The sequence below is a fragment of the Pantoea sp. GM01 genome (genome assembly GCF_000282675.1).
In the GTDB taxonomy this organism is placed as follows: domain Bacteria; phylum Pseudomonadota; class Gammaproteobacteria; order Enterobacterales; family Enterobacteriaceae; genus Pantoea; species Pantoea nemavictus.
On sequence record NZ_AKIU01000055.1, the window covers coordinates 1 to 17,323 of the forward strand.

Below are 17,323 nucleotides of genomic sequence, written 5' to 3' on the forward strand. Positions count from 1 at the left end.
GCGCGGATTGCTAAGGTCCGCGCCTTCGGACCTTAGCCCGGCCGCCGGCTTCACTCATTCTGAAACTGCCGGATGCTTAGCGGGCGGAACCCCTGCGATGCCAATTCACTGCTTGACGCGTGCTTAAGCGCTCAATCACGCGGTCGCCGAAATGCCAACCAGCCCGCCACCAGCGTAAATGCCAGCACCACCAGCACCAGCAGCAGAAAGCCGTGCGGATTATTGGCCAGCGGAATGCCGCCGACGTTCATACCAAAAAAGCCTGCCACGATATTGATCGGCAGCGCCAGTACGGTAATCACCGTCAGTAAAAACAGCGTGCGGTTGCTCTGTTCCATCAGGCGCGCGGCAATCTCCTCCTGCAGCAGGCGAATGCGCTCCATCAAACTGGCCAAATCATTCAGCGCCACGCTGAACTCTTCGGTGAAAATACGCAGCTCACCCAGCGGTTCGCGCTTCAGCCATTTAGGCGGTCGATTCAGCAGACGAAACAGCGCCGCCGGTTCCGGCGCCAGCAGGCGCTGCACGCGCAGCAACATGCGGCGCAGCTGCCCCAGTTCACGGCGATTGGTTTTGATCGCCGCACTGAGCAAACGCTCTTCAATCGCATCCACCGCCTGGCTGGAGCGACGCACCACCTGCTCGAGCTGGGCTTCCTGCTCACCGAGCAGCCACAACAGCATCGCGTCAGCGTCGGCAAACTGCAGGCGGTCGATCTGCTGATGCATGCGTTCGATCATGCCAACCGGGCGAAAACGTGCGGTTACCACCACATGCGGGCAGCACCACATCCACAGCGTGGCGTTCTGTGTGCTGCGCTCCTCTTTGCTGAAGGTGACGTCATTGAGCACCGCCAACAGCGCGTCGTTTTGATGTGCTAAACGGGTGCGCGGTGAAGCCGAATGTATCTCATCGAAAAAGTCGTGATCTACGCCAAAGTGGTCCTGAACCCAGCGTTCAGCACGCGCGTGATTAAGGTTGATGTGCAGCCAGATAAAGTATGACGCTGGCAGCTGTTGCTGCGCCAGCTGAGCGGCTTCGCGCGCATTCAGCCGCTGTGGCGGCAACTCAGGCGTAAACAGATAACCATGAATCAGTCCGGCCACTTCGTTATTGAAGTCCGGCAGCGAGGCAAGCGGTAAAACGGGCTGGAGCATAGCAGCAGGTTATTCCAGAGCGGTCAGATCCACAGCGTGCGACAGGGATGTTGCAGCAAGATGACACCGTTGGTTCGCCATCATCATTCTGTCATACAAACCCCGTATCACACTGGAAGTCAAAGGGTGCCGTTCGAGCATCGTGATTTAACACCGAGGTGTTTTATGGCTGAAAACAGTTTCCCTGCATCAACCTCCTCGTCCCACAGCGGACGCCCGAACCTTAACCGCGGCAACGGTCCGGCTTCACGTCTGATCTTTGTCCTACTGCTGATTGCCGGCCTGCTGTATGCCGGCATCAATCTGTTTAATGACGTTGAAGAGACCGGCGCACCGGTCACCAGCTATACGCCGTTCCTGCTGCTTGGCGTCGCGCTGATCATCGCGCTCGGCTTTGAATTTGTGAACGGTTTCCACGATACTGCCAACGCCGTCGCCACGGTGATTTATACCCATTCGCTGTCACCCGGCGCGGCGGTGATGTGGTCGGGTTTCTGTAACTTTCTTGGCGTGCTGCTTTCCAGCGGCGTGGTGGCATTTGGCATTATCTCGCTGCTGCCAGTTGAGCTGATTCTGCAAGCGGGCAGCGGCCACGGCTTTGCCATGGTTTACGCCCTGCTGTTCTCGGCGATTATCTGGAACCTGGGCACCTGGTATCTTGGCTTGCCGGCTTCGTCATCCCATACGCTGATCGGTTCGATCATCGGCGTGGGCGTGGCGAACGCCTTGCTGCATGGCCGCAGCGGCACCAGCGGGGTCGATTGGGATCAGGCGATTAAAGTGGGCTACGCGCTGCTGCTGTCGCCGGTGGTCGGCTTTATCTGCGCCGGGTTACTGCTGCTGGCGATGAAAGCGTTTATCCGCAATCGCCAACTGTATGAAGCACCCAAAGGCAATCTGCCACCGCCGGTATGGATTCGCGGTTTGCTGATTCTCACCTGCACCGGCGTCTCGTTTGCGCACGGCTCGAATGACGGGCAGAAAGGCATGGGCTTAATCATGCTGATTCTGGTCGGCACCATGCCGATTGCCTACGCCCTGAACCGCTCGCTGCCGCCGGAGCAAATTCCGCGCGTCGCCGCCTTAACCCAGGTAACCGAACAGCAGCTGCTGACGCTGCAACCGGCGCCCGCCGCAATGCCTGTCCCGCGCGAGGTGCTAACCGAATTCGTGCGCACCAGCCAAAACCGTCCGCAGGTACTGCCCGCGCTCGGCATGATGCTGGGCGATATCGGTGAGCAGATTCGCCGCTATGGCGCGGTGGAGAACATCCCGGCGCAGGCGGTGACCAACACGCGCAACGACATGTATCTGGCCTCCGAAACCATTAAGCATCTGCAAACGGCCAAGGTCGCGCTGCCGGAAGAGACTGCGCGCAACCTGGCGGCGGTGAAGAAAGAGCTGGATGCTGCCACGCGCTTTATCCCGATGTGGGTGAAAGTGGTGGTGGCGATTGCGCTGGGCCTCGGCACCATGGTCGGCTGGCGCCGCATTGTGGTGACCGTGGGTGAGCGCATTGGCAAAACCCACCTGACCTACGCGCAGGGTGCCAGCGCCGAGCTGGTGGCGATGGCCACCATCGGCGCGGCCGACGCATTTGGCCTGCCGGTCTCCACCACCCATGTGCTCTCTTCGGGCGTCGCCGGATCAATGGCCGCCAACCGTTCAGGCCTGCAACTCTCGACCCTCCGCAATCTGGCGATGGCATGGGTGCTGACGCTGCCGGTTTCCGTGTTACTTTCGGGGCTGCTTTACGCCCTGTTTATCCACCTGTAATGGGAGAAAATGATGGCGACACACGATAACAGCTTCCACAGCGAGACCTTTAACCAGCGTCTGCTGCAGGAGTTTTACGACAGCTACGACGAAGAGCTGGAGATGGAGCTGGATGACCTGCGTTTTAACGATAGCGCTGCGCCACAGGACGATAGCGATAAGGCGTTCCGTCGCCGCTATTTCCGCGAACTGCTGCATCTGCAGGGCGAGCTGGTGAAGCTACAGGATTGGGTGATGCGTACCGGTCATCGCGTGGTGATTCTGTTTGAAGGCCGCGATGCGGCGGGCAAAGGCGGCGTGATCAAACGTATCACCCAGCGCCTCAATCCGCGCACCTGCCGCGTGGCCGCCCTGCCCGCGCCCAACGATCGTGAAAAAACCCAATGGTATTTTCAGCGCTATATCGCTCACCTGCCCGCCGCCGGTGAGATCGTGATGTTTGACCGCAGCTGGTACAACCGTGCGGGCGTTGAGCGCGTAATGGGATTCTGCAACGAAGATGAAGTGGAGGAGTTTTACCGCAGCGTGCCCGAGTTCGAAAAAATGCTGACGCGCAGCGGCATCCAGATCATCAAATATTGGTTCTCCATTACCGATGAAGAGCAGGAGCTGCGCTTCCTTAGCCGCATCCACGATCCGCTCAAACAGTGGAAACTGAGCCCCATGGATCTCGAAAGCCGTCGCCGCTGGGAAGATTACACCGAGGCGAAAGAGGAGATGCTGGAGCGCACCAACATTGCCGAAGCGCCGTGGTGGGTGGTACAGGGCGTGGATAAGAAGCGCGCGCGCCTCAACTGCATCAGCCATCTGCTGCAGCAAATGCCGTACGAAGAGAGTGAAGCCAAACCGATTATGTTACCGACGCGCGAACGTTCTGAAGACTATCGTCGCGCGCCGGTGCCCGAGCACATGGTGGTGCCCGAAAAATATTAATGACTCGTTTGCACGGCTGCCTGGCGGCCGTGCTGCAGTTGCAGACGCAGCGTCAGCGCAAACGCGCCCAGCACCATCAGCGCCGCCGCCAGATAGACCGACTGCATGCCCCAATGTCCAATCAATAAACCCGCTACCGGCCCGGTTAATCCCAGCCCTAAATCGAGAAAGGCTGAATAGGTGCCAAGCGCCGAACCTTGATCCTGCTGCTGCACTCGCTTCACCGCTTCGACGCCAAGCGCCGGGAACACCAGCGAGAAACCGCCGCCGGTAAGGAATGCCCCTAAATCTACCAGCCACACGCTATCGGCTTGCCAAATCAGCAGTAATCCGGCGCACTCCAGCACGAACGACACCAGCGCCACTTTCAGGCCACCAAAGCGGGTGATGTAGCGACCAAAACCGAGGCGCACGATCACAAAACCGAGGCTAAACAAGGTGAGCGCGAACGCCGCCCCGCTCCAGTCACGGCTGGCAAAATAGAGGGTGATAAAGGTGGAGATGACGCCGAAACCGATGGTGCCAAAGCCCAGCGCCAGACCAAACATCCACACGCGGCTGACCACGCGATGAAACGGAATACGCACGCCCGCGGTGACGTTGACGCCCGCTTTGCGGCTCGCCATCCAGAAACCGACAATGCCCATGATCGCCACCAAACCGGCAAAGCCGCTGATGCCGAACCACTGATTAAGCAGCACGCCGAGCGGCGCACCGATCGCCATGGCGAAATAGGTGGCAACGCCGTTCCACGAGATGACGCGCGCGGTTTGCAGCGGGCCGACAATATTCATACCCCACAACGTGGAGCCGGTGCTGCTGAAGCTTTCGCCCACGCCGAGGAACAGCCGCCCCGCCGCCAGCAGCGCCAGGCTCAGCATCGGCACATCGCTGCACAGGGCGGCGATAATCGACAACACGCCGCTCATACCGCAGAACACCAATCCCATCATCACCACGCGCTTTGGACCAAAGCGATCCGCCAGACGACCGGAGTGCGGGCGACTGAGTAGCGTGGCGAAGTATTGCAGACTGATGATTAATCCGGCGATGAATGAACTGAATCCAAGCTGGTTATGCACAAATCCCGGCAGCACCGCGAGCGGCAACCCCACCGAAAGGTAGCAAAAGAAGGTGAAGACAATGACGGAGAGAATACGTTTATTTAACTGAGCGTTACTCAGTACAGCGGCGTCAGACATGGAAGGTGGCGTCGGGAACGGTGGCGAAATTGAGTCGTCACTATAACCTTAGCCTGCTAATAGATCGCGGATTTTTTAGTTATAAAGTTTTAATCAGGTTCAGGAAATAATGAACACACATTTCGTAGCGGCGCGATTTATCGCGCAATAAATTGCGCCGCTACGAAATGTGCATAATGTGAGTTAAACGGCAATTGCCGACGCATGCCGCTCAATCGCCGTGGCGATTTCGGCGGAGACTTTGAGGGTGCGGACTTCACTGAATAAGCCATCGGCTTCGTGATACGCCTTGCGCAGATAGCCCAGCCACTGCTTGATGCGTGCCACATGATACATGCCGGTATCGCCCTGCTTCTCCAGCTGGGTGTACTTCAGCAGCAAAGCGACAACGTCAGGCCATGCCATCGGCGCTTCGTTGTACTTCACCACGCGCGCCAGATTCGGCACGTTGAGTGCACCGCGTCCAATCATCACCGCGTCACAGCCGGTAATGCGCATGCAATCCTGTGCGTCCTGCCAGTTCCAGATTTCACCGTTGGCAATCACCGGAATGCGCAGACGCTGGCGAATTTCGCCAATCGCCTGCCAGTTAATACTTTCGGCGCGATAGCCATCTTCTTTGGTACGGCCGTGCACCACTAGCTCACTGGCACCGGCTTGCTGCACGGCATCGGCGATTTCAAAGCGACGACCGCCGGAATCCCAGCCTAAGCGCACTTTCACCGTCACCGGCAGATGATCCGGCACCGCTTCACGCATCGCTTTCGCACCGCGATAGATCAGTTCGGGATCTTTCAACAAGGTGGCGCCGCCGCCGCTGCCGTTCACCAGCTTCGACGGACAACCGCAGTTGAGGTCAACGCCCCAGGAACCGAGTTCCACCGCGCGCGCAGCGTTCTCCGCCAGCCACTCAGGATATTGCCCAAGCAGTTGCATACGAACGCGCGTGCCTGACGGCGTGCGGCTGTGGTTATGCAGCTCAGGACACAAACGATAGAAGGATTTTACCGGCAGCAGCTGATCGACCACGCGCAAAAACTCGGTCACGCATAAGTCATAATCATTCACCCCAGAGAGCAGCTCACGCACCAGCGAATCGAGCACGCCCTCCATCGGCGCCAGCAAAACCCTCATAGCGTTAGGCGTTCCCGGTTTTCTTCGGTGCCGGACGACGACGACCGCTGTTCGCCGCTGGCGCAGCCTGGCTCGCGCCCTGCGCTGGACGACGCGCTGAACGCGCTTCACCCTGCGGACGTGGCGCATTGCCGCTGTGCGGACGCGAGACGTTGCCGCCCTGACCGCGACCCTGGCCTTGACCACGTCCCTGGCCCTGACCACGACCGCCGCCCTGCTGCTGACGACCGTTCTGAATCGGCTCGGCTTTGATGCTTGGATCGACTTCGAAACCTGGCAGCTCGATACGCGGGATTTCACGCTTCAGCAGACGCTCGATATCGCGCAGCAGTTTGTGTTCATCCACGCACACCAGCGACAGTGCTGCGCCGGTAGCGGCTGCACGACCGGTACGACCGATACGGTGCACATAGTCTTCCGCCACGTTCGGCAGCTCGTAGTTCACTACGTGCGGCAGCTCTTCGATGTCGAGGCCGCGCGCCGCGATGTCGGTTGCCACCAACACGCGAATGCCGCCGGATTTGAAGTCAGCCAATGCGCGGGTACGTGCACCCTGGCTCTTATTACCGTGGATAGCGGCGGCGGTAATGCCGTCTTTATTCAGCTGCTCAGCCAGGTGGTTGGCGCCGTGTTTAGTACGGGTGAACACCAGCACTTGCTGCCAGTTATCACGACCAATCATCAGCGACAGCAGTTCCCGCTTGCGCTTCTTATCAACAAAATGGACCTGTTGTGAAACCTGCTCAGACGCGGTGTTGCGACGCGCCACTTCAACCTGCTCTGGGTTGGTGAGCAGTTTTTCCGCCAGGGTTTTGATCTCGTCAGAGAAAGTCGCGGAGAACAGCAGGTTCTGACGCTTGGCGGGCAGACGTGCCAGCACGCGACGGATGTCATGGATGAAGCCCATATCGAGCATACGATCCGCTTCATCCAGCACGAGGATTTCGACCTGCGACAGATCGACCGCATTCTGATGCGCCAGATCGAGCAGACGGCCCGGTGTCGCCACCAGCACGTCAACGCCGCCGCGCAGTTTCATCATCTGCGGGTTGATGCTCACGCCGCCGAAAACCACCAGCGAACGGATATCCAGATATTGGCTGTATTCGCGCACGTTCTCGCCAACCTGAGCCGCCAGCTCGCGGGTCGGGGTGAGAATCAACGCACGTACCGGACGACGGCCACGCGCCGTGGACGGTTTCGCCGTGAGACGCTGCAGCAACGGCAGCGTAAAGCCGGCGGTTTTACCCGTACCGGTTTGGGCGCTCGCCAGCAGGTCACGACCAGCCAGCACCACAGGAATCGCCTGACGCTGAATCGGCGTCGGCTCTTGGTAGCCTTGTTCTGCTACCGCACGCAAAATATCGGCACTTAAGCCGAGAGAGTCAAATGACATGCAGGTGTATTACTCCGAACCGTCCTGACCGCCGTTAGCGGTGTAGTTTTCAGGAGGGATATGACGCAAGCGCGGGGCTCACGTGTGAAAAGGGCACAAACTACCATGCGTAAGGGCGCGAGTTTAGCAGCTTTCCGCGTTGACAGCATCCATAAAAAAAGGAGCCGCATGCGGCTCCTCTTCGTCTGGTCCGCATCGCTGCGGACATCAATCGATCAACTGCGCTTCTTCTCGATGCGCTGCACCGGCTCTTTTGCCAGCAGCGAAACCAGCGCCGGTCCGACTAACATCACCACGCCGAGGATACCAATCAGCAGGTTGTTGTGGATAAAGCGGGAGATCAGGAACAGCGTTAACATCGCTGCGCCAAAGTAGTAAGTGGTGGTCACCTCTTCGAGGGAATCACCCATTCTACGTAAACGGGCACTACGCTGCATGACCAGCATGGTAATAAATACCACCGCATAAGCTGCCACCAGGGTACTGCTCACTTCAACCAGCGCCCTATGTTTCCAGCCCCAAACCAATGCGGCAATCACCAATAGGTGCATTGCAATGTGCAAACAGGTTTGTCCGGTAACAATCTGAACACGATTAGACCATTTCATTCTCTTCTCCTGGCAGACCCAACAGGTCGCCCAAGTGTATCTGGCTGGAGGCCAGACGAACGTCCTCAATGTAAAGCAAATTTCGGATTACGCCCTAATTTTCTGCCCTTAACACCCTTCATTTGTGACAAAGACTACACTTTGTGCTGTTGATGATGAAAAGGAGCGCGTCGCAGTATGCCACAAAATAAGCAAGGATTTTCATTTAAAGTCCTGACGATCAATACCCACAAGGGGTTCACCAGCTTTAATCGTCGCTTTATCCTGCCGGAATTGCGCGACGCTGTCCGCGCAACATCAGCGGATATTGTCTTCCTGCAAGAGGTGATGGGCACCCACGCTATCCATTCGCTGCACATCGAAAACTGGCCGGAAACCTCACATTATGAGTTTCTGGCCGATACCATGTGGGACGATTTTGCCTATGGCCGAAACGCCGTTTATCCCGAGGGACACCATGGGAACGCGATATTGTCACGTTTCCCGATTATTGAATATGAAAACCGCGACATTTCTGTCGCCGGAACGGAGAAACGCGGCATGTTGCACTGCCAAATCCGTCTGCCGGATCGTGCCGAGCCGCTGCATGTGTTTTGCGTGCATCTGGGGCTGAAAGAGAAGCATCGTCAGGCGCAGATGAAGATGATGTGCGACATCATTGATGCGCTGCCGCCGGATGCGCCGCTGGTGGTGGCCGGTGATTTTAACGACTGGCAGGTGCGCGCGAATCGTTTTCTCAAGCGTGCTGCTGGGCTGGAAGAAGTGTTCAGCATGAAAAACGGCCGCCCCGCTCGCACCTTTCCGGCCCGTTTCCCCCTGCTCAGGCTCGATCGTATCTACATCCGTAACGCTACGGTGAGCAAGCCTTGGGCGTTACCGGTGAAACCCTGGTCCCACCTGTCCGATCACGCGCCGTTAGCGGTGGAGATTTTCTTATGAGTTTTAGTTGGCGCGACGGTAATCAGCTCCGTCTGTTAGAAAATGGTGACCAATTTTTTCCGCGCGTTTTAGGCGCTATTCAGCGGGCCGAGCGCACGCTGCTGCTGGAAACCTTTATCCTGTTCGAGGATGAAGTCGGTACCGATCTGCATGAAGCCTTGCTGCAGGCAGCCCAGCGCGGCGTGAAAATTGAAGTGATGGTGGATGGCTACGGCTCACCGGATTTGTCGGACAGGTTTGTCGATAGCCTGACGGCGGCGGGTGTGCGCTTTATCTATTACGATCCCCGTCCGCTGGTGCTCGGCATGCGTACCAATGTGTTCCGCCGCCTGCATCGCAAAATTGTGGTGATCGATGAGGTGATCGCCTTCGTGGGTGGCATTAACTTCTCTGCCGAACACAACACCGATTACGGCGCGCAGTCCAAGCAGGATTATGCGGTGGAAGTGAAAGGTCCCGTGGTGCTGGATATCACGCAATATGTTCAGCAGCAGATGGGCAGCGAACAGCACACGCGGCGCTGGTGGGGCGGACGATCGCATCGTCCGGCGGTCAACGCCATGCCTGGCGAGGCGCAGGTGCTATTTGTCTATCGCGATAACGATGAGCACCGCGACGATATCGAGCAGCATTATCTCGCCATGCTGCGCAAGGCGAAGAAGGATGTGATTATTGCCAACGCCTACTTCTTCCCGGGCTATCGCCTGCTGCGTGAGATGCGCAGCGCGGCCCAACGCGGCGTGCGCGTCAGACTGATTGTGCAAGGCGAACCCGACATGCCGATCGTTAAAGTGGGCGCCGAGCTGCTGTACAACTATCTGGTCGATGGCGGCGTAGAGGTGTATGAATATTGCCGCCGCCCGCTGCACGGTAAAATCGCGGTGCAAGATGAACAGTGGTCAACGGTGGGATCGAGCAACCTCGATCCGCTGAGCCTATCGCTCAACCTGGAAGCGAATTTGATGGTTCACGATCGCGCCTTCAATCAGACGTTGCGTGAAAATCTTGAACTGCTGTTGCAACACGATTGCGTGCGGGTAGAAGATGACAAGCTGCCGCCGCGCAACTGGTGGCAGCTCACTAAAGGCATCATTGTGTTCCACTTTTTACGCCACTTTCCGGCCATCGCCGGTTGGCTGCCTGCACATACGCCGCGCCTGTCACAGGTTGCTCCGCCCGTCCAACCCGAAATGGAAACGCAGGATCGGGTCGAAACTGACAATCCAGGAGCAAAACCCTAATGTCGAAAAAGAATCCGCGCTGGCAACTGGCGAAGAAAATCCTCACCTGGCTGTTTTTTATCGCAGTAATTGTGCTGCTGGTGGTCTATGCGCGCAAGGTGAACTGGGAAGATGTTTACACCGTCATCGTCGGCTACAACCGTTACGTGGTGCTCAGCGCTGCCGCGCTGGTGGTGGTGAGTTATCTGACCTACGGATTGTACGATTTGATTGGCCGCGCCTACTGCGGCCATAAGTTGGCAAAGCGTCAGGTAATGCTGGTGTCGTTTATCTGCTATGCCTTCAACCTGACGCTCAGTACCTGGGTTGGCGGCGTGGCAATGCGCTATCGACTTTATTCCCGGCTTGGCTTACCCGGCAACACCATCACGCGCATCTTCTCGCTAAGTATCGCCACCAACTGGCTTGGCTACATTTTACTGGCCGGCGTGGTATTTTCGGCCGGCATGGTGCCAATCCCTTCCGGTTGGTTCATTGGTGAAACCACGCTGCGCATCATTGGTGCGGCGTTACTGGTGGTAGTCGCCATCTATTTGTGGGCCTGTGCTTTCTCGAAGAAGCGGCGCTGGACGGTGAAAGGCCAGCATCTGCAGCTGCCTTCACTGCGCATGGCGCTGTTCCAGTTTGCGGTATCCTGCGCCAACTGGATGGTGATGGGGATGATTATCTGGCTGCTGCTGGCGCGCCAGGTGGATTACCCCATCGTGCTGGGCGTGCTGTTAATCAGCAGCATCGCCGGGGTGATTATTCATATTCCGGCCGGGATTGGCGTGCTCGAAGCGGTTTTCCTGGCGCTGCTGAGTGGGCAACATGCTTCTCACGGCACCATTATCGCGGCGCTGCTGGCCTATCGCGTACTCTATTTCATCCTCCCCTTGCTGGTGGCGCTGGTGCTCTATTTGTGGCTGGAGAGTCGCGCGAAGCATTTGCGGCAGAAGAATGAGCAGAAGATGGAAAAATCGGTTTCGCGTTAAAGATCATCGTAGGGTCGGCATTGATGCCGACCTGGTCGCCATGAATGGCGACCCTACGAAGATATGCGAGGTTTAACGGCGGTTGCCGAAGATGCGTAACAGCATCAGGAACAGGTTGATGAAGTCGAGATACAGCGTTAACGCGCCCATAATTGAGGTGCGACGCAGGTTCTCTTTGTCGTTCACATTGATGTTCTCGCCAATCGCTTTCAGCTTCTGCGTGTCATAGGCGGTTAAACCCACAAACACCACCACGCCGATATAGGTAATCGCCCACATCAACGCCGGGCTTTTCAGCCAGAAGTTCACCAGTGACGCCAGCAGAATACCAATCAGCGCCATAAACAGCAGGCTGCCAAAGCGGCTCAGGTCGCGCTTAGTGGTGTAGCCGTAGAAGCTCATCGCCCCGAACATTCCGGCCGTTACAAAGAAAGTGCTGGCAATGGATGAATAGGTGTAGACGAGGAAAATACTCGCCATGGTTAAGCCGGTCAGCGCCGAATAAAGCATAAACAGTGCGGTGGCAACCGCCCCGCTCAGACGATGCACCATGCCCGACAGCACAAACACCACCGCCAGCTGGGCGATGATCAGGCCGAAGAAGGTGATGCGGTTGGCAAACACCAGTTCCATTACTGCAGGTGTGCGGGCCGCAAACCACGAAACAAACGCGGTGAGCAGCAAGCCGCAGGTCATCCAGCCATACACCTGCGCCATGTAGGTCTGCAGCGAGGTGGATGCCTGCTGCACGATTGAATCATTACGTGGATATCGATCCATGAAGCGCCTCATTAAATGTTAGACAAACTCTGTAAGTTTGGAGTGTACACCCGTTTGCGTCAACGGCGCGTCAAGCACTGTTGATAGCGGCTGTTAACACGTTGGGCAAACCAGGCGGTGGTCAGGTTACGGGTGATTTTTGGACTTTCCAGTTTGATACCCGGCAGCATCTCACGCGGCACACGTTTTCCGGCCATCTTATCGGCGAGAATAAACGTCTGTTTCCACAGCGTGCTGCTGGCGAAGTCGGCGCTATCGCCCTTCTCCAGATCGCGGCGAATTTCGCGATTGCTCATATCCAATTGCTTACTCAGGCTGCGCACCGCCAGTTCGGTAGAACCGGCTTGCTCGCTGCCATAGACGATCAGATCGCCATCCAGTGCCAGTTTAATGCCGCTGGCGCGGGCGATCGCGGCCTGGAAAGCGGCATTACGGCTAGCGTACCAGCCAGCGTTGAAGTCTGCGAAGCGATACAGCGGCTGACTGTAATCGGCCGGATAGCCCAGTAAATGCAGCGTACCGAAGTAGATGCCTCCGCGTCGCGTGAACACTTCGCGACGAATCGATCCGTCCACTGCATACGGATAACCTTTCGCATGCGCTTCGGCAAACTCAATGCTGACCTGCATCGGGCCGCCGGTATGAATCGGGTTGAGGTTACCAAACAGCTTCTGCCCCATCGGCACCATATCGATAAAATCATCGAAGATGGCGCTCAGCTCTTTTTCGCTGCGCACCTTATCCAGCCGCGCCGCATAGCTTTCACCGTTCGGCGATTTGATCAGCAGCGCGGTACGCACCAGAAATGCCGGCACATGCACCTTCGCGGCGCGGCGATCGATTTCGCCCCAGGCGATTTTAGGTAGCCCCGGCACTTCCGCGTCAGCGCTGAAGTTAGATTCCTGGTCGGTGACGGCAATCACCGCGCAGATATTGCTGGCGCTGGCATCGATCTGCTGCACGCGGAATGCGGTATAGATATCGTCGGCCCAGGCTGATTTTTGTTTCACGTCGCTGGGTAACAACTGCTGGATCTGGCTTTTGACATCGGCGGGCTGACGCGCCGGCGCCTGCGGCTCTTTTTTGCTGCTACAACCGGCCAGCACTAGCGCAGCCAGCAATGCTGCGCCTTTTATCATCTTCGTGGTTTTCATCCTGCTCCCTGACGCCAACAAAAACCGTACCTTAACGTTTTCAGTGGCCTGCCGCTATCGGAGCGGGAGGATTTTGCGCGCTAGCTCCAGCGCTCGGCAGCTTGATGATCGCTATCGCGGGCATCCACCCAACGATCACCTTCTGCGGTGGCTTCCCGCTTCCAGAACGGCGCGCGGGTTTTCAGGTAATCCATGATGAACTCGGTGGCGGCGAAGGCGTTGCCGCGATGGGCGCTGCTGACGCCGACAAACACGATTTCATCGCCGGGAAACAGTTCGCCGACGCGGTGAATTACCGTCACCTGCTGTAGCGCCCAGCGCTGACGTGCCTCCGTGACGATATCCGCCAGCGCTTTCTCCGTCATGCCGGGATAGTGTTCCAACGTCAGCGCCGCCACAGCGTCGCCGAGATTGTGATTGCGCACTTTACCGGTGAAGGTCACCACCGCGCCATCGCTGTCATCAGCCGAGAGTTTTTCATACTCATCACCGACGTTGAAAGGTGCTGTACCCACCCGAATCCGCGTCTCCATCATCAGCCTCCGGTAACCGGTGGGAAGAACGCCACTTCATCACCCGCACGCAGCGGATGGCTCATTGGCACCAGCGTTTGATTGACTGCGGCCAGCAGTTTTCCCGATTCCAGCGCCAGCGCCCAGCGATCGCCCTTCCCGGCTAACGCCGCACGCAGCGTGGCAACATCGGCGTATTCTGGCGCCAGTTCCAGCGTGCTGATACCGGTTAATTCGCGCACCTGGGCAAAAAACAGCACCTTAATCATGGCTCACCACCTTGAAATCACCGGATTTTCCGCCGCTTTTGCTCAGCAAACGCAGTTGGTCGATGACGATATCCTTCTGCACCGCTTTGCACATGTCATAGATTGTGAGCGCCGCAACGGACGCCGCGGTCAACGCTTCCATTTCGACGCCGGTTTTCCCGCTCAGGCGGCAAAGCGAGGTCACCCGCACGCGGTTGTGTTCCGGTTCGGCAATTAAGGTCACTTCCACTTTGCTCAACATCAGCGGATGGCACAGCGGAATCAGTTCCCAGGTACGTTTCGCCGCCTGAATGCCGGCGATACGTGCGGTGGCGAACACGTCACCTTTGTGGTGGCTGCCGTCGATAATCATCTGCAGCGTTTCGGCGCTCATCAGCACCAGCGCTTCGGCCTGGGCTTCACGCACCGTTTCGGTTTTGCCAGAGACATCCACCATGTGGGCTTCGCCAGCGGCATTGATATGCGTTAAGGATGACATGCTTACAACTTCTTCAAATGAGAGACAAAATTACACGGACGCGTACGCGCATCCAGCTGATCTTCAATAATGCGTTCCCAGCCGCTGCGGCAAGCGTTGGTCGATCCCGGCACGGCAAAAATCAGCGTCTGATTGGCCAAACCGGCGACAGCACGCGACTGCAGCGTCGAGCTGCCAATCTCTTCATAGGAGATCATGCGAAACAGCTCACCAAAGCCTTCGATTTCGCGATCAAACAGCGGCAGCAAGGCTTCAGGCGTGCTGTTTTTGCTGTTAAAACCGGTGCCGCCATTGACGATCACCACCTGCACATCGTCGCTGGCGATCCAGCGCGATACCGTGGCGCGAATGCGATAGCGGTTGTCCGGCACCAGCGCGCGGTCCACCACCTGATGCCCGGCTTCTGCCAGGGCTTCACGCAGGAAATCGCCGGAGGTGTCATTGCTGGCATCGCGGCTGTCAGAGACGGTCATCACCGCCACATTTAAGGCGACAAATTCGCCGGAAGGTTTACCCATGGCCGTAACTCCTGTGTTTAGCCACCAATAAAGGAGAGGTTTTGCGTGATGCCGGTATTGCCCTGATGCAGGAAATGCGTCTGCTTTTTCTGCCCAAGGCTATGCGCAATGCGCGCCTGCAACTCCGCTTGCTGATCGTCAGACGCCAGCAGATCGCGTAGCGACACGCCGCCATCGCCGAACAGACACAGATGCAGGTTGCCCAGCGCCGAAACGCGCAGGCGGTTGCAGCTGGCGCAGAAATCTTTCTCGTACGGCATGATCAGGCCCACTTCGCCCTGATAGTCGGGATGACGAAACACCTGCGCCGGACCGTCGCTGCGGCCACGTGGCTGGCGCTGCCAGCCCTGCATGATCAGCTGATCGCGAATCACTTCACCGGAGATGTGATGACGGCGAAACAGATCGCTGCCATCGCCGGTTTCCATTAGCTCGATAAAGCGTAGTTGAATCGGCCGCAGGCGCAGCCATTCAAGGAAGGTGCTGAGGCTATGGCTGTTCACATCACGCATCAGCACGCTGTTGACTTTCACTTTCTCGAAACCGGCATCAAAAGCGGCATCAATTCCCGCCATCACCTCGGCAAATTTGTCCTGTCCGGTAATGGCGTGAAACTGGCGCGCATCGAGGCTATCGACGCTGACGTTAATATGGGTGAGGCCGGCTGCGCGCCAGGCACGTACATCGCGCGCCATGCGGTAACCGTTGGTGGTCATCGCAATCTGGCGGATGGCGTCGTTTTCGCGCACTGCCGCGATAATGTCGGTAAAATCACGGCGCATGGAGGGCTCGCCGCCGGTCAGACGCACTTTTTCGGTGCCCGCGGCCGCAAAGGCACGCGTCACGCGACGAATCTCATCCAGCGAGAGAAAGCTCTTGTTGTGCGTTCCGTTCGGCTTGTAGCCGTTCGGCAAGCAGTAGGTACAACGGAAGTTACACACATCCGTGACCGACAGGCGCAGATAGTAAAAGCTGCGCGCGTAGGCATCTGTAAATTGTGGCACCTGAACACCTTTCCAAAGTCGGGAGATGCAGTCATTTCTTTCTGCACCCTGGCAGCTCAAGGCTGCGGCCTGCATTCCATATCATTAACGACTTAGGAAACCAGGCTTGGGAGTTTGTTGTCATTGTGGACAACACGGTTAAAACGAATGGTAGCGCGATTAGCGATTAGCATCCATCAGTGAATTTCGCTATATATATTGATACATAACGTATTTTCACCGCATTTTCGCGACAGGATACGGTAAAATATCTCACAGATATTGATGCACATCAGTTCAACTACGCCTCAACGCGAGGACGTCAGCAACAAAGGAGAAACATGAATCGAACCCTGGCAGATTTGGATCGCGTAGTGGCATTGGGTGGCGGACACGGCCTGGGCCGCGTGATGTCAGCATTAGCACCGTTAGGCTCGCGCTTAACCGGCATTGTCACCACCACCGATAATGGCGGTTCTACCGGCCGCATTCGCCGCTCGGAAGGCGGCATTGCCTGGGGTGATATGCGCAACTGCATCAATCAATTGATTACCGAACCTAGCGTAGCGACGGCGATGTTTGAGTATCGCTTTAGCGGTAACGGCGAGTTAGCTGGCCACAACCTTGGCAATCTGATGCTTAAAGCGCTGGATCACCTCAGCGTGAGGCCACTGGAGGCGATTAACATCATTCGCAATCTGCTCAAAGTCGATGCATTTCTTATCCCCATGTCGGAACAGCCGGTCGATCTGGTGGCTCAGGATGGCGAAGGGAATATGGTATACGGCGAAACTGCGATTGATGAAATGAGACAGCCGCCCGAAGAGTTGATGCTGCATCCCAACGTGCAGCCGACGCGTGAAGCGATCGAGGCAATAGGCGAAGCCGACTTGATTCTGATCGGCCCCGGCAGTTTTTACACCAGCCTGATGCCCATTTTGTTGATGGAAGATATGGCGCGTGCGCTGCGTCGCACGCCTGCCACCATGGTATTTATCGGCAATCTTGGCCGCGAATTGAGCCCGGCAGCCGCCAGTCTGAATGTCGCGGATAAGCTAGCGATCATGGAAAAAGCCATTGGCAAGCGGGTGATTGATGCGATTGTCGTCGGGCCGTCAGCGGATATTGCCGGTGTGGAACAACGCTTAATCATTCGCGAACCGCTGGAAGCCGCCGATATTAAATATCGACACGACCGCCAGCTGCTGCGCATCGCGCTAGAACACGCGATTCAAGCGGTTTAGCTTCCAGGTGCGCATTTATGCGCAC

Annotated in this window: 18 protein-coding genes and 1 riboswitch; of the genes, 6 read left to right on the plus strand and 12 right to left on the minus strand. The window is 57.3% G+C overall.

Features of this window, described 5'->3' with window-relative positions; translation table 11 throughout:
• Window positions 1-131: 131 nt before the first annotated feature.
• The gene (locus PMI17_RS15970) at window positions 132-1,157 is read right to left on the minus strand and encodes a transporter (protein WP_007890585.1); all 1,026 of its coding nucleotides are present in this window, start codon (window positions 1,155-1,157) and stop codon (window positions 132-134) included.
• A 165-nt stretch (window positions 1,158-1,322) separates the two neighbouring features.
• Between PMI17_RS15970 and PMI17_RS15975 the strand changes: the two genes are divergently transcribed.
• Both PMI17_RS15975 and ppk2 read left to right on the plus strand, forming a co-directional pair.
• Window positions 1,323-2,933, plus strand: coding sequence for an inorganic phosphate transporter (locus PMI17_RS15975; protein WP_007890586.1), 1,611 nt, complete (start codon window positions 1,323-1,325; stop codon window positions 2,931-2,933).
• A gap of 12 nt (window positions 2,934-2,945) precedes the next feature.
• Complete coding sequence (gene ppk2 / locus PMI17_RS15980) at window positions 2,946-3,866, plus strand: polyphosphate kinase 2 (RefSeq protein ID WP_007890587.1); 921 nt, start codon at window positions 2,946-2,948, stop codon at window positions 3,864-3,866.
• Here the strand turns inward: ppk2 and PMI17_RS15985 are convergent.
• The 4 genes from PMI17_RS15985 to PMI17_RS16000 form a co-directional block, all read right to left on the minus strand.
• Window positions 3,863-5,068: an MFS transporter gene (locus tag PMI17_RS15985; RefSeq protein WP_007890588.1), complete on the minus strand. Its 1,206-nt coding sequence runs from the start codon at window positions 5,066-5,068 to the stop codon at window positions 3,863-3,865. The genes ppk2 and PMI17_RS15985 overlap by 4 nt on opposite strands.
• Window positions 5,069-5,251: 183 nt before the next feature.
• The gene (gene dusC / locus PMI17_RS15990) at window positions 5,252-6,202 is read right to left on the minus strand and encodes a tRNA dihydrouridine(16) synthase DusC (protein ID WP_007890589.1); all 951 of its coding nucleotides are present in this window, start codon (window positions 6,200-6,202) and stop codon (window positions 5,252-5,254) included.
• Window positions 6,203-6,206: 4 nt separating this feature from the next.
• Entirely contained in the window at window positions 6,207-7,598 is a 1,392-nt protein-coding gene (gene rhlE, locus PMI17_RS15995) for an ATP-dependent RNA helicase RhlE (RefSeq protein WP_007890590.1), read from the minus strand.
• Between the two features lie 215 nt (window positions 7,599-7,813).
• Window positions 7,814-8,206 carry a YbhQ family protein gene (locus tag PMI17_RS16000; protein WP_007890591.1) on the minus strand — a complete coding sequence of 131 codons (393 nt, stop codon included), beginning with the start codon at window positions 8,204-8,206 and terminating at the stop codon, window positions 7,814-7,816.
• 177 nt (window positions 8,207-8,383) lie between these two features.
• On the opposite strand from PMI17_RS16000, the gene PMI17_RS16005 reads away from it, so the two are divergent.
• From PMI17_RS16005 to PMI17_RS16015, 3 genes are read left to right on the plus strand one after another with little or no spacing between them, the layout of a single operon-like run.
• Window positions 8,384-9,145, plus strand: a complete 762-nt coding sequence (locus PMI17_RS16005; protein ID WP_007890592.1) for an endonuclease/exonuclease/phosphatase family protein — start codon at window positions 8,384-8,386, stop codon at window positions 9,143-9,145.
• Window positions 9,142-10,386: a cardiolipin synthase ClsB gene (clsB, locus tag PMI17_RS16010; protein WP_007890593.1), complete on the plus strand. Its 1,245-nt coding sequence runs from the start codon at window positions 9,142-9,144 to the stop codon at window positions 10,384-10,386. Before PMI17_RS16005 ends, clsB begins: the two co-directional genes overlap by 4 nt.
• Window positions 10,386-11,360: a lysylphosphatidylglycerol synthase domain-containing protein gene (locus tag PMI17_RS16015; protein ID WP_007890594.1), complete on the plus strand. Its 975-nt coding sequence runs from the start codon at window positions 10,386-10,388 to the stop codon at window positions 11,358-11,360. Before clsB ends, PMI17_RS16015 begins: the two co-directional genes overlap by 1 nt.
• A gap of 72 nt (window positions 11,361-11,432) precedes the next feature.
• On the opposite strand, the gene PMI17_RS16020 is transcribed toward PMI17_RS16015, so the two are convergent.
• The 7 genes from PMI17_RS16020 to moaA form a co-directional block, all read right to left on the minus strand.
• Window positions 11,433-12,140, minus strand: coding sequence for a Bax inhibitor-1/YccA family protein (locus PMI17_RS16020; RefSeq protein ID WP_007890595.1), 708 nt, complete (start codon window positions 12,138-12,140; stop codon window positions 11,433-11,435).
• A gap of 59 nt (window positions 12,141-12,199) precedes the next feature.
• Entirely contained in the window at window positions 12,200-13,294 is a 1,095-nt protein-coding gene (locus PMI17_RS16025) for a DUF1615 domain-containing protein (protein WP_007890596.1), read from the minus strand.
• A gap of 80 nt (window positions 13,295-13,374) precedes the next feature.
• Window positions 13,375-13,830, minus strand: coding sequence for a molybdopterin synthase catalytic subunit MoaE (gene moaE, locus PMI17_RS16030; RefSeq protein WP_193372782.1), 456 nt, complete (start codon window positions 13,828-13,830; stop codon window positions 13,375-13,377).
• Window positions 13,830-14,075 (minus strand): molybdopterin synthase sulfur carrier subunit, encoded by a 246-nt coding sequence (gene moaD / locus PMI17_RS16035; RefSeq protein WP_007890598.1) that lies wholly within the window; start codon window positions 14,073-14,075, stop codon window positions 13,830-13,832. Before moaD ends, moaE begins: the two co-directional genes overlap by 1 nt.
• Window positions 14,068-14,553, minus strand: coding sequence for a cyclic pyranopterin monophosphate synthase MoaC (moaC, locus tag PMI17_RS16040; RefSeq protein WP_007890599.1), 486 nt, complete (start codon window positions 14,551-14,553; stop codon window positions 14,068-14,070). The genes moaD and moaC overlap by 8 nt, the downstream gene beginning before the upstream one ends.
• 2 nt (window positions 14,554-14,555) lie before the next feature.
• Window positions 14,556-15,071: a molybdenum cofactor biosynthesis protein B gene (gene moaB / locus PMI17_RS16045; protein WP_007890600.1), complete on the minus strand. Its 516-nt coding sequence runs from the start codon at window positions 15,069-15,071 to the stop codon at window positions 14,556-14,558.
• A gap of 17 nt (window positions 15,072-15,088) precedes the next feature.
• Window positions 15,089-16,075, minus strand: coding sequence for a GTP 3',8-cyclase MoaA (gene moaA, locus PMI17_RS16050; RefSeq protein ID WP_007890601.1), 987 nt, complete (start codon window positions 16,073-16,075; stop codon window positions 15,089-15,091).
• Window positions 16,065-16,200, minus strand: a riboswitch (molybdenum cofactor riboswitch). (Overlaps the previous gene by 11 nt.)
• Before the next feature lie 195 nt (window positions 16,201-16,395).
• Here moaA and yvcK point away from each other — a divergent pair.
• On the plus strand, window positions 16,396-17,298 hold the full coding sequence (gene yvcK / locus PMI17_RS16055; RefSeq protein WP_007890602.1) for a uridine diphosphate-N-acetylglucosamine-binding protein YvcK: 903 nt from the start codon (window positions 16,396-16,398) through the stop codon (window positions 17,296-17,298).
• Window positions 17,299-17,323: the final 25 nt, after the last annotated feature.

Excerpts from the sequence above, each read along its gene's own strand:
- PMI17_RS16015 (WP_007890594.1), top strand. The coding sequence starts at position 10,386 with ATGTCGAAAAAGAATCCGCGCTGGCAACTGGCGAAGAAAATCCTCACC.
- PMI17_RS16020 (WP_007890595.1), bottom strand. The coding sequence starts at position 12,140 with ATGGATCGATATCCACGTAATGATTCAATCGTGCAGCAGGCATCCACC.
- moaD (WP_007890598.1), bottom strand. The coding sequence starts at position 14,075 with ATGATTAAGGTGCTGTTTTTTGCCCAGGTGCGCGAATTAACCGGTATC.
- moaC (WP_007890599.1), bottom strand. The coding sequence starts at position 14,553 with ATGTCATCCTTAACGCATATCAATGCCGCTGGCGAAGCCCACATGGTG.
- PMI17_RS15975 (WP_007890586.1), top strand. The coding sequence starts at position 1,323 with ATGGCTGAAAACAGTTTCCCTGCATCAACCTCCTCGTCCCACAGCGGA.
- PMI17_RS15970 (WP_007890585.1), bottom strand. The coding sequence starts at position 1,157 with ATGCTCCAGCCCGTTTTACCGCTTGCCTCGCTGCCGGACTTCAATAAC.
- PMI17_RS16005 (WP_007890592.1), top strand. The coding sequence starts at position 8,384 with ATGCCACAAAATAAGCAAGGATTTTCATTTAAAGTCCTGACGATCAAT.
- PMI17_RS15985 (WP_007890588.1), bottom strand. The coding sequence starts at position 5,068 with ATGTCTGACGCCGCTGTACTGAGTAACGCTCAGTTAAATAAACGTATT.
- ppk2 (WP_007890587.1), top strand. The coding sequence starts at position 2,946 with ATGGCGACACACGATAACAGCTTCCACAGCGAGACCTTTAACCAGCGT.
- moaB (WP_007890600.1), bottom strand. The coding sequence starts at position 15,071 with ATGGGTAAACCTTCCGGCGAATTTGTCGCCTTAAATGTGGCGGTGATG.
- yvcK (WP_007890602.1), top strand. The coding sequence starts at position 16,396 with ATGAATCGAACCCTGGCAGATTTGGATCGCGTAGTGGCATTGGGTGGC.
- clsB (WP_007890593.1), top strand. The coding sequence starts at position 9,142 with ATGAGTTTTAGTTGGCGCGACGGTAATCAGCTCCGTCTGTTAGAAAAT.
- moaE (WP_193372782.1), bottom strand. The coding sequence starts at position 13,830 with ATGATGGAGACGCGGATTCGGGTGGGTACAGCACCTTTCAACGTCGGT.
- PMI17_RS16025 (WP_007890596.1), bottom strand. The coding sequence starts at position 13,294 with ATGAAAACCACGAAGATGATAAAAGGCGCAGCATTGCTGGCTGCGCTA.
- dusC (WP_007890589.1), bottom strand. The coding sequence starts at position 6,202 with ATGAGGGTTTTGCTGGCGCCGATGGAGGGCGTGCTCGATTCGCTGGTG.
- rhlE (WP_007890590.1), bottom strand. The coding sequence starts at position 7,598 with ATGTCATTTGACTCTCTCGGCTTAAGTGCCGATATTTTGCGTGCGGTA.
- PMI17_RS16000 (WP_007890591.1), bottom strand. The coding sequence starts at position 8,206 with ATGAAATGGTCTAATCGTGTTCAGATTGTTACCGGACAAACCTGTTTG.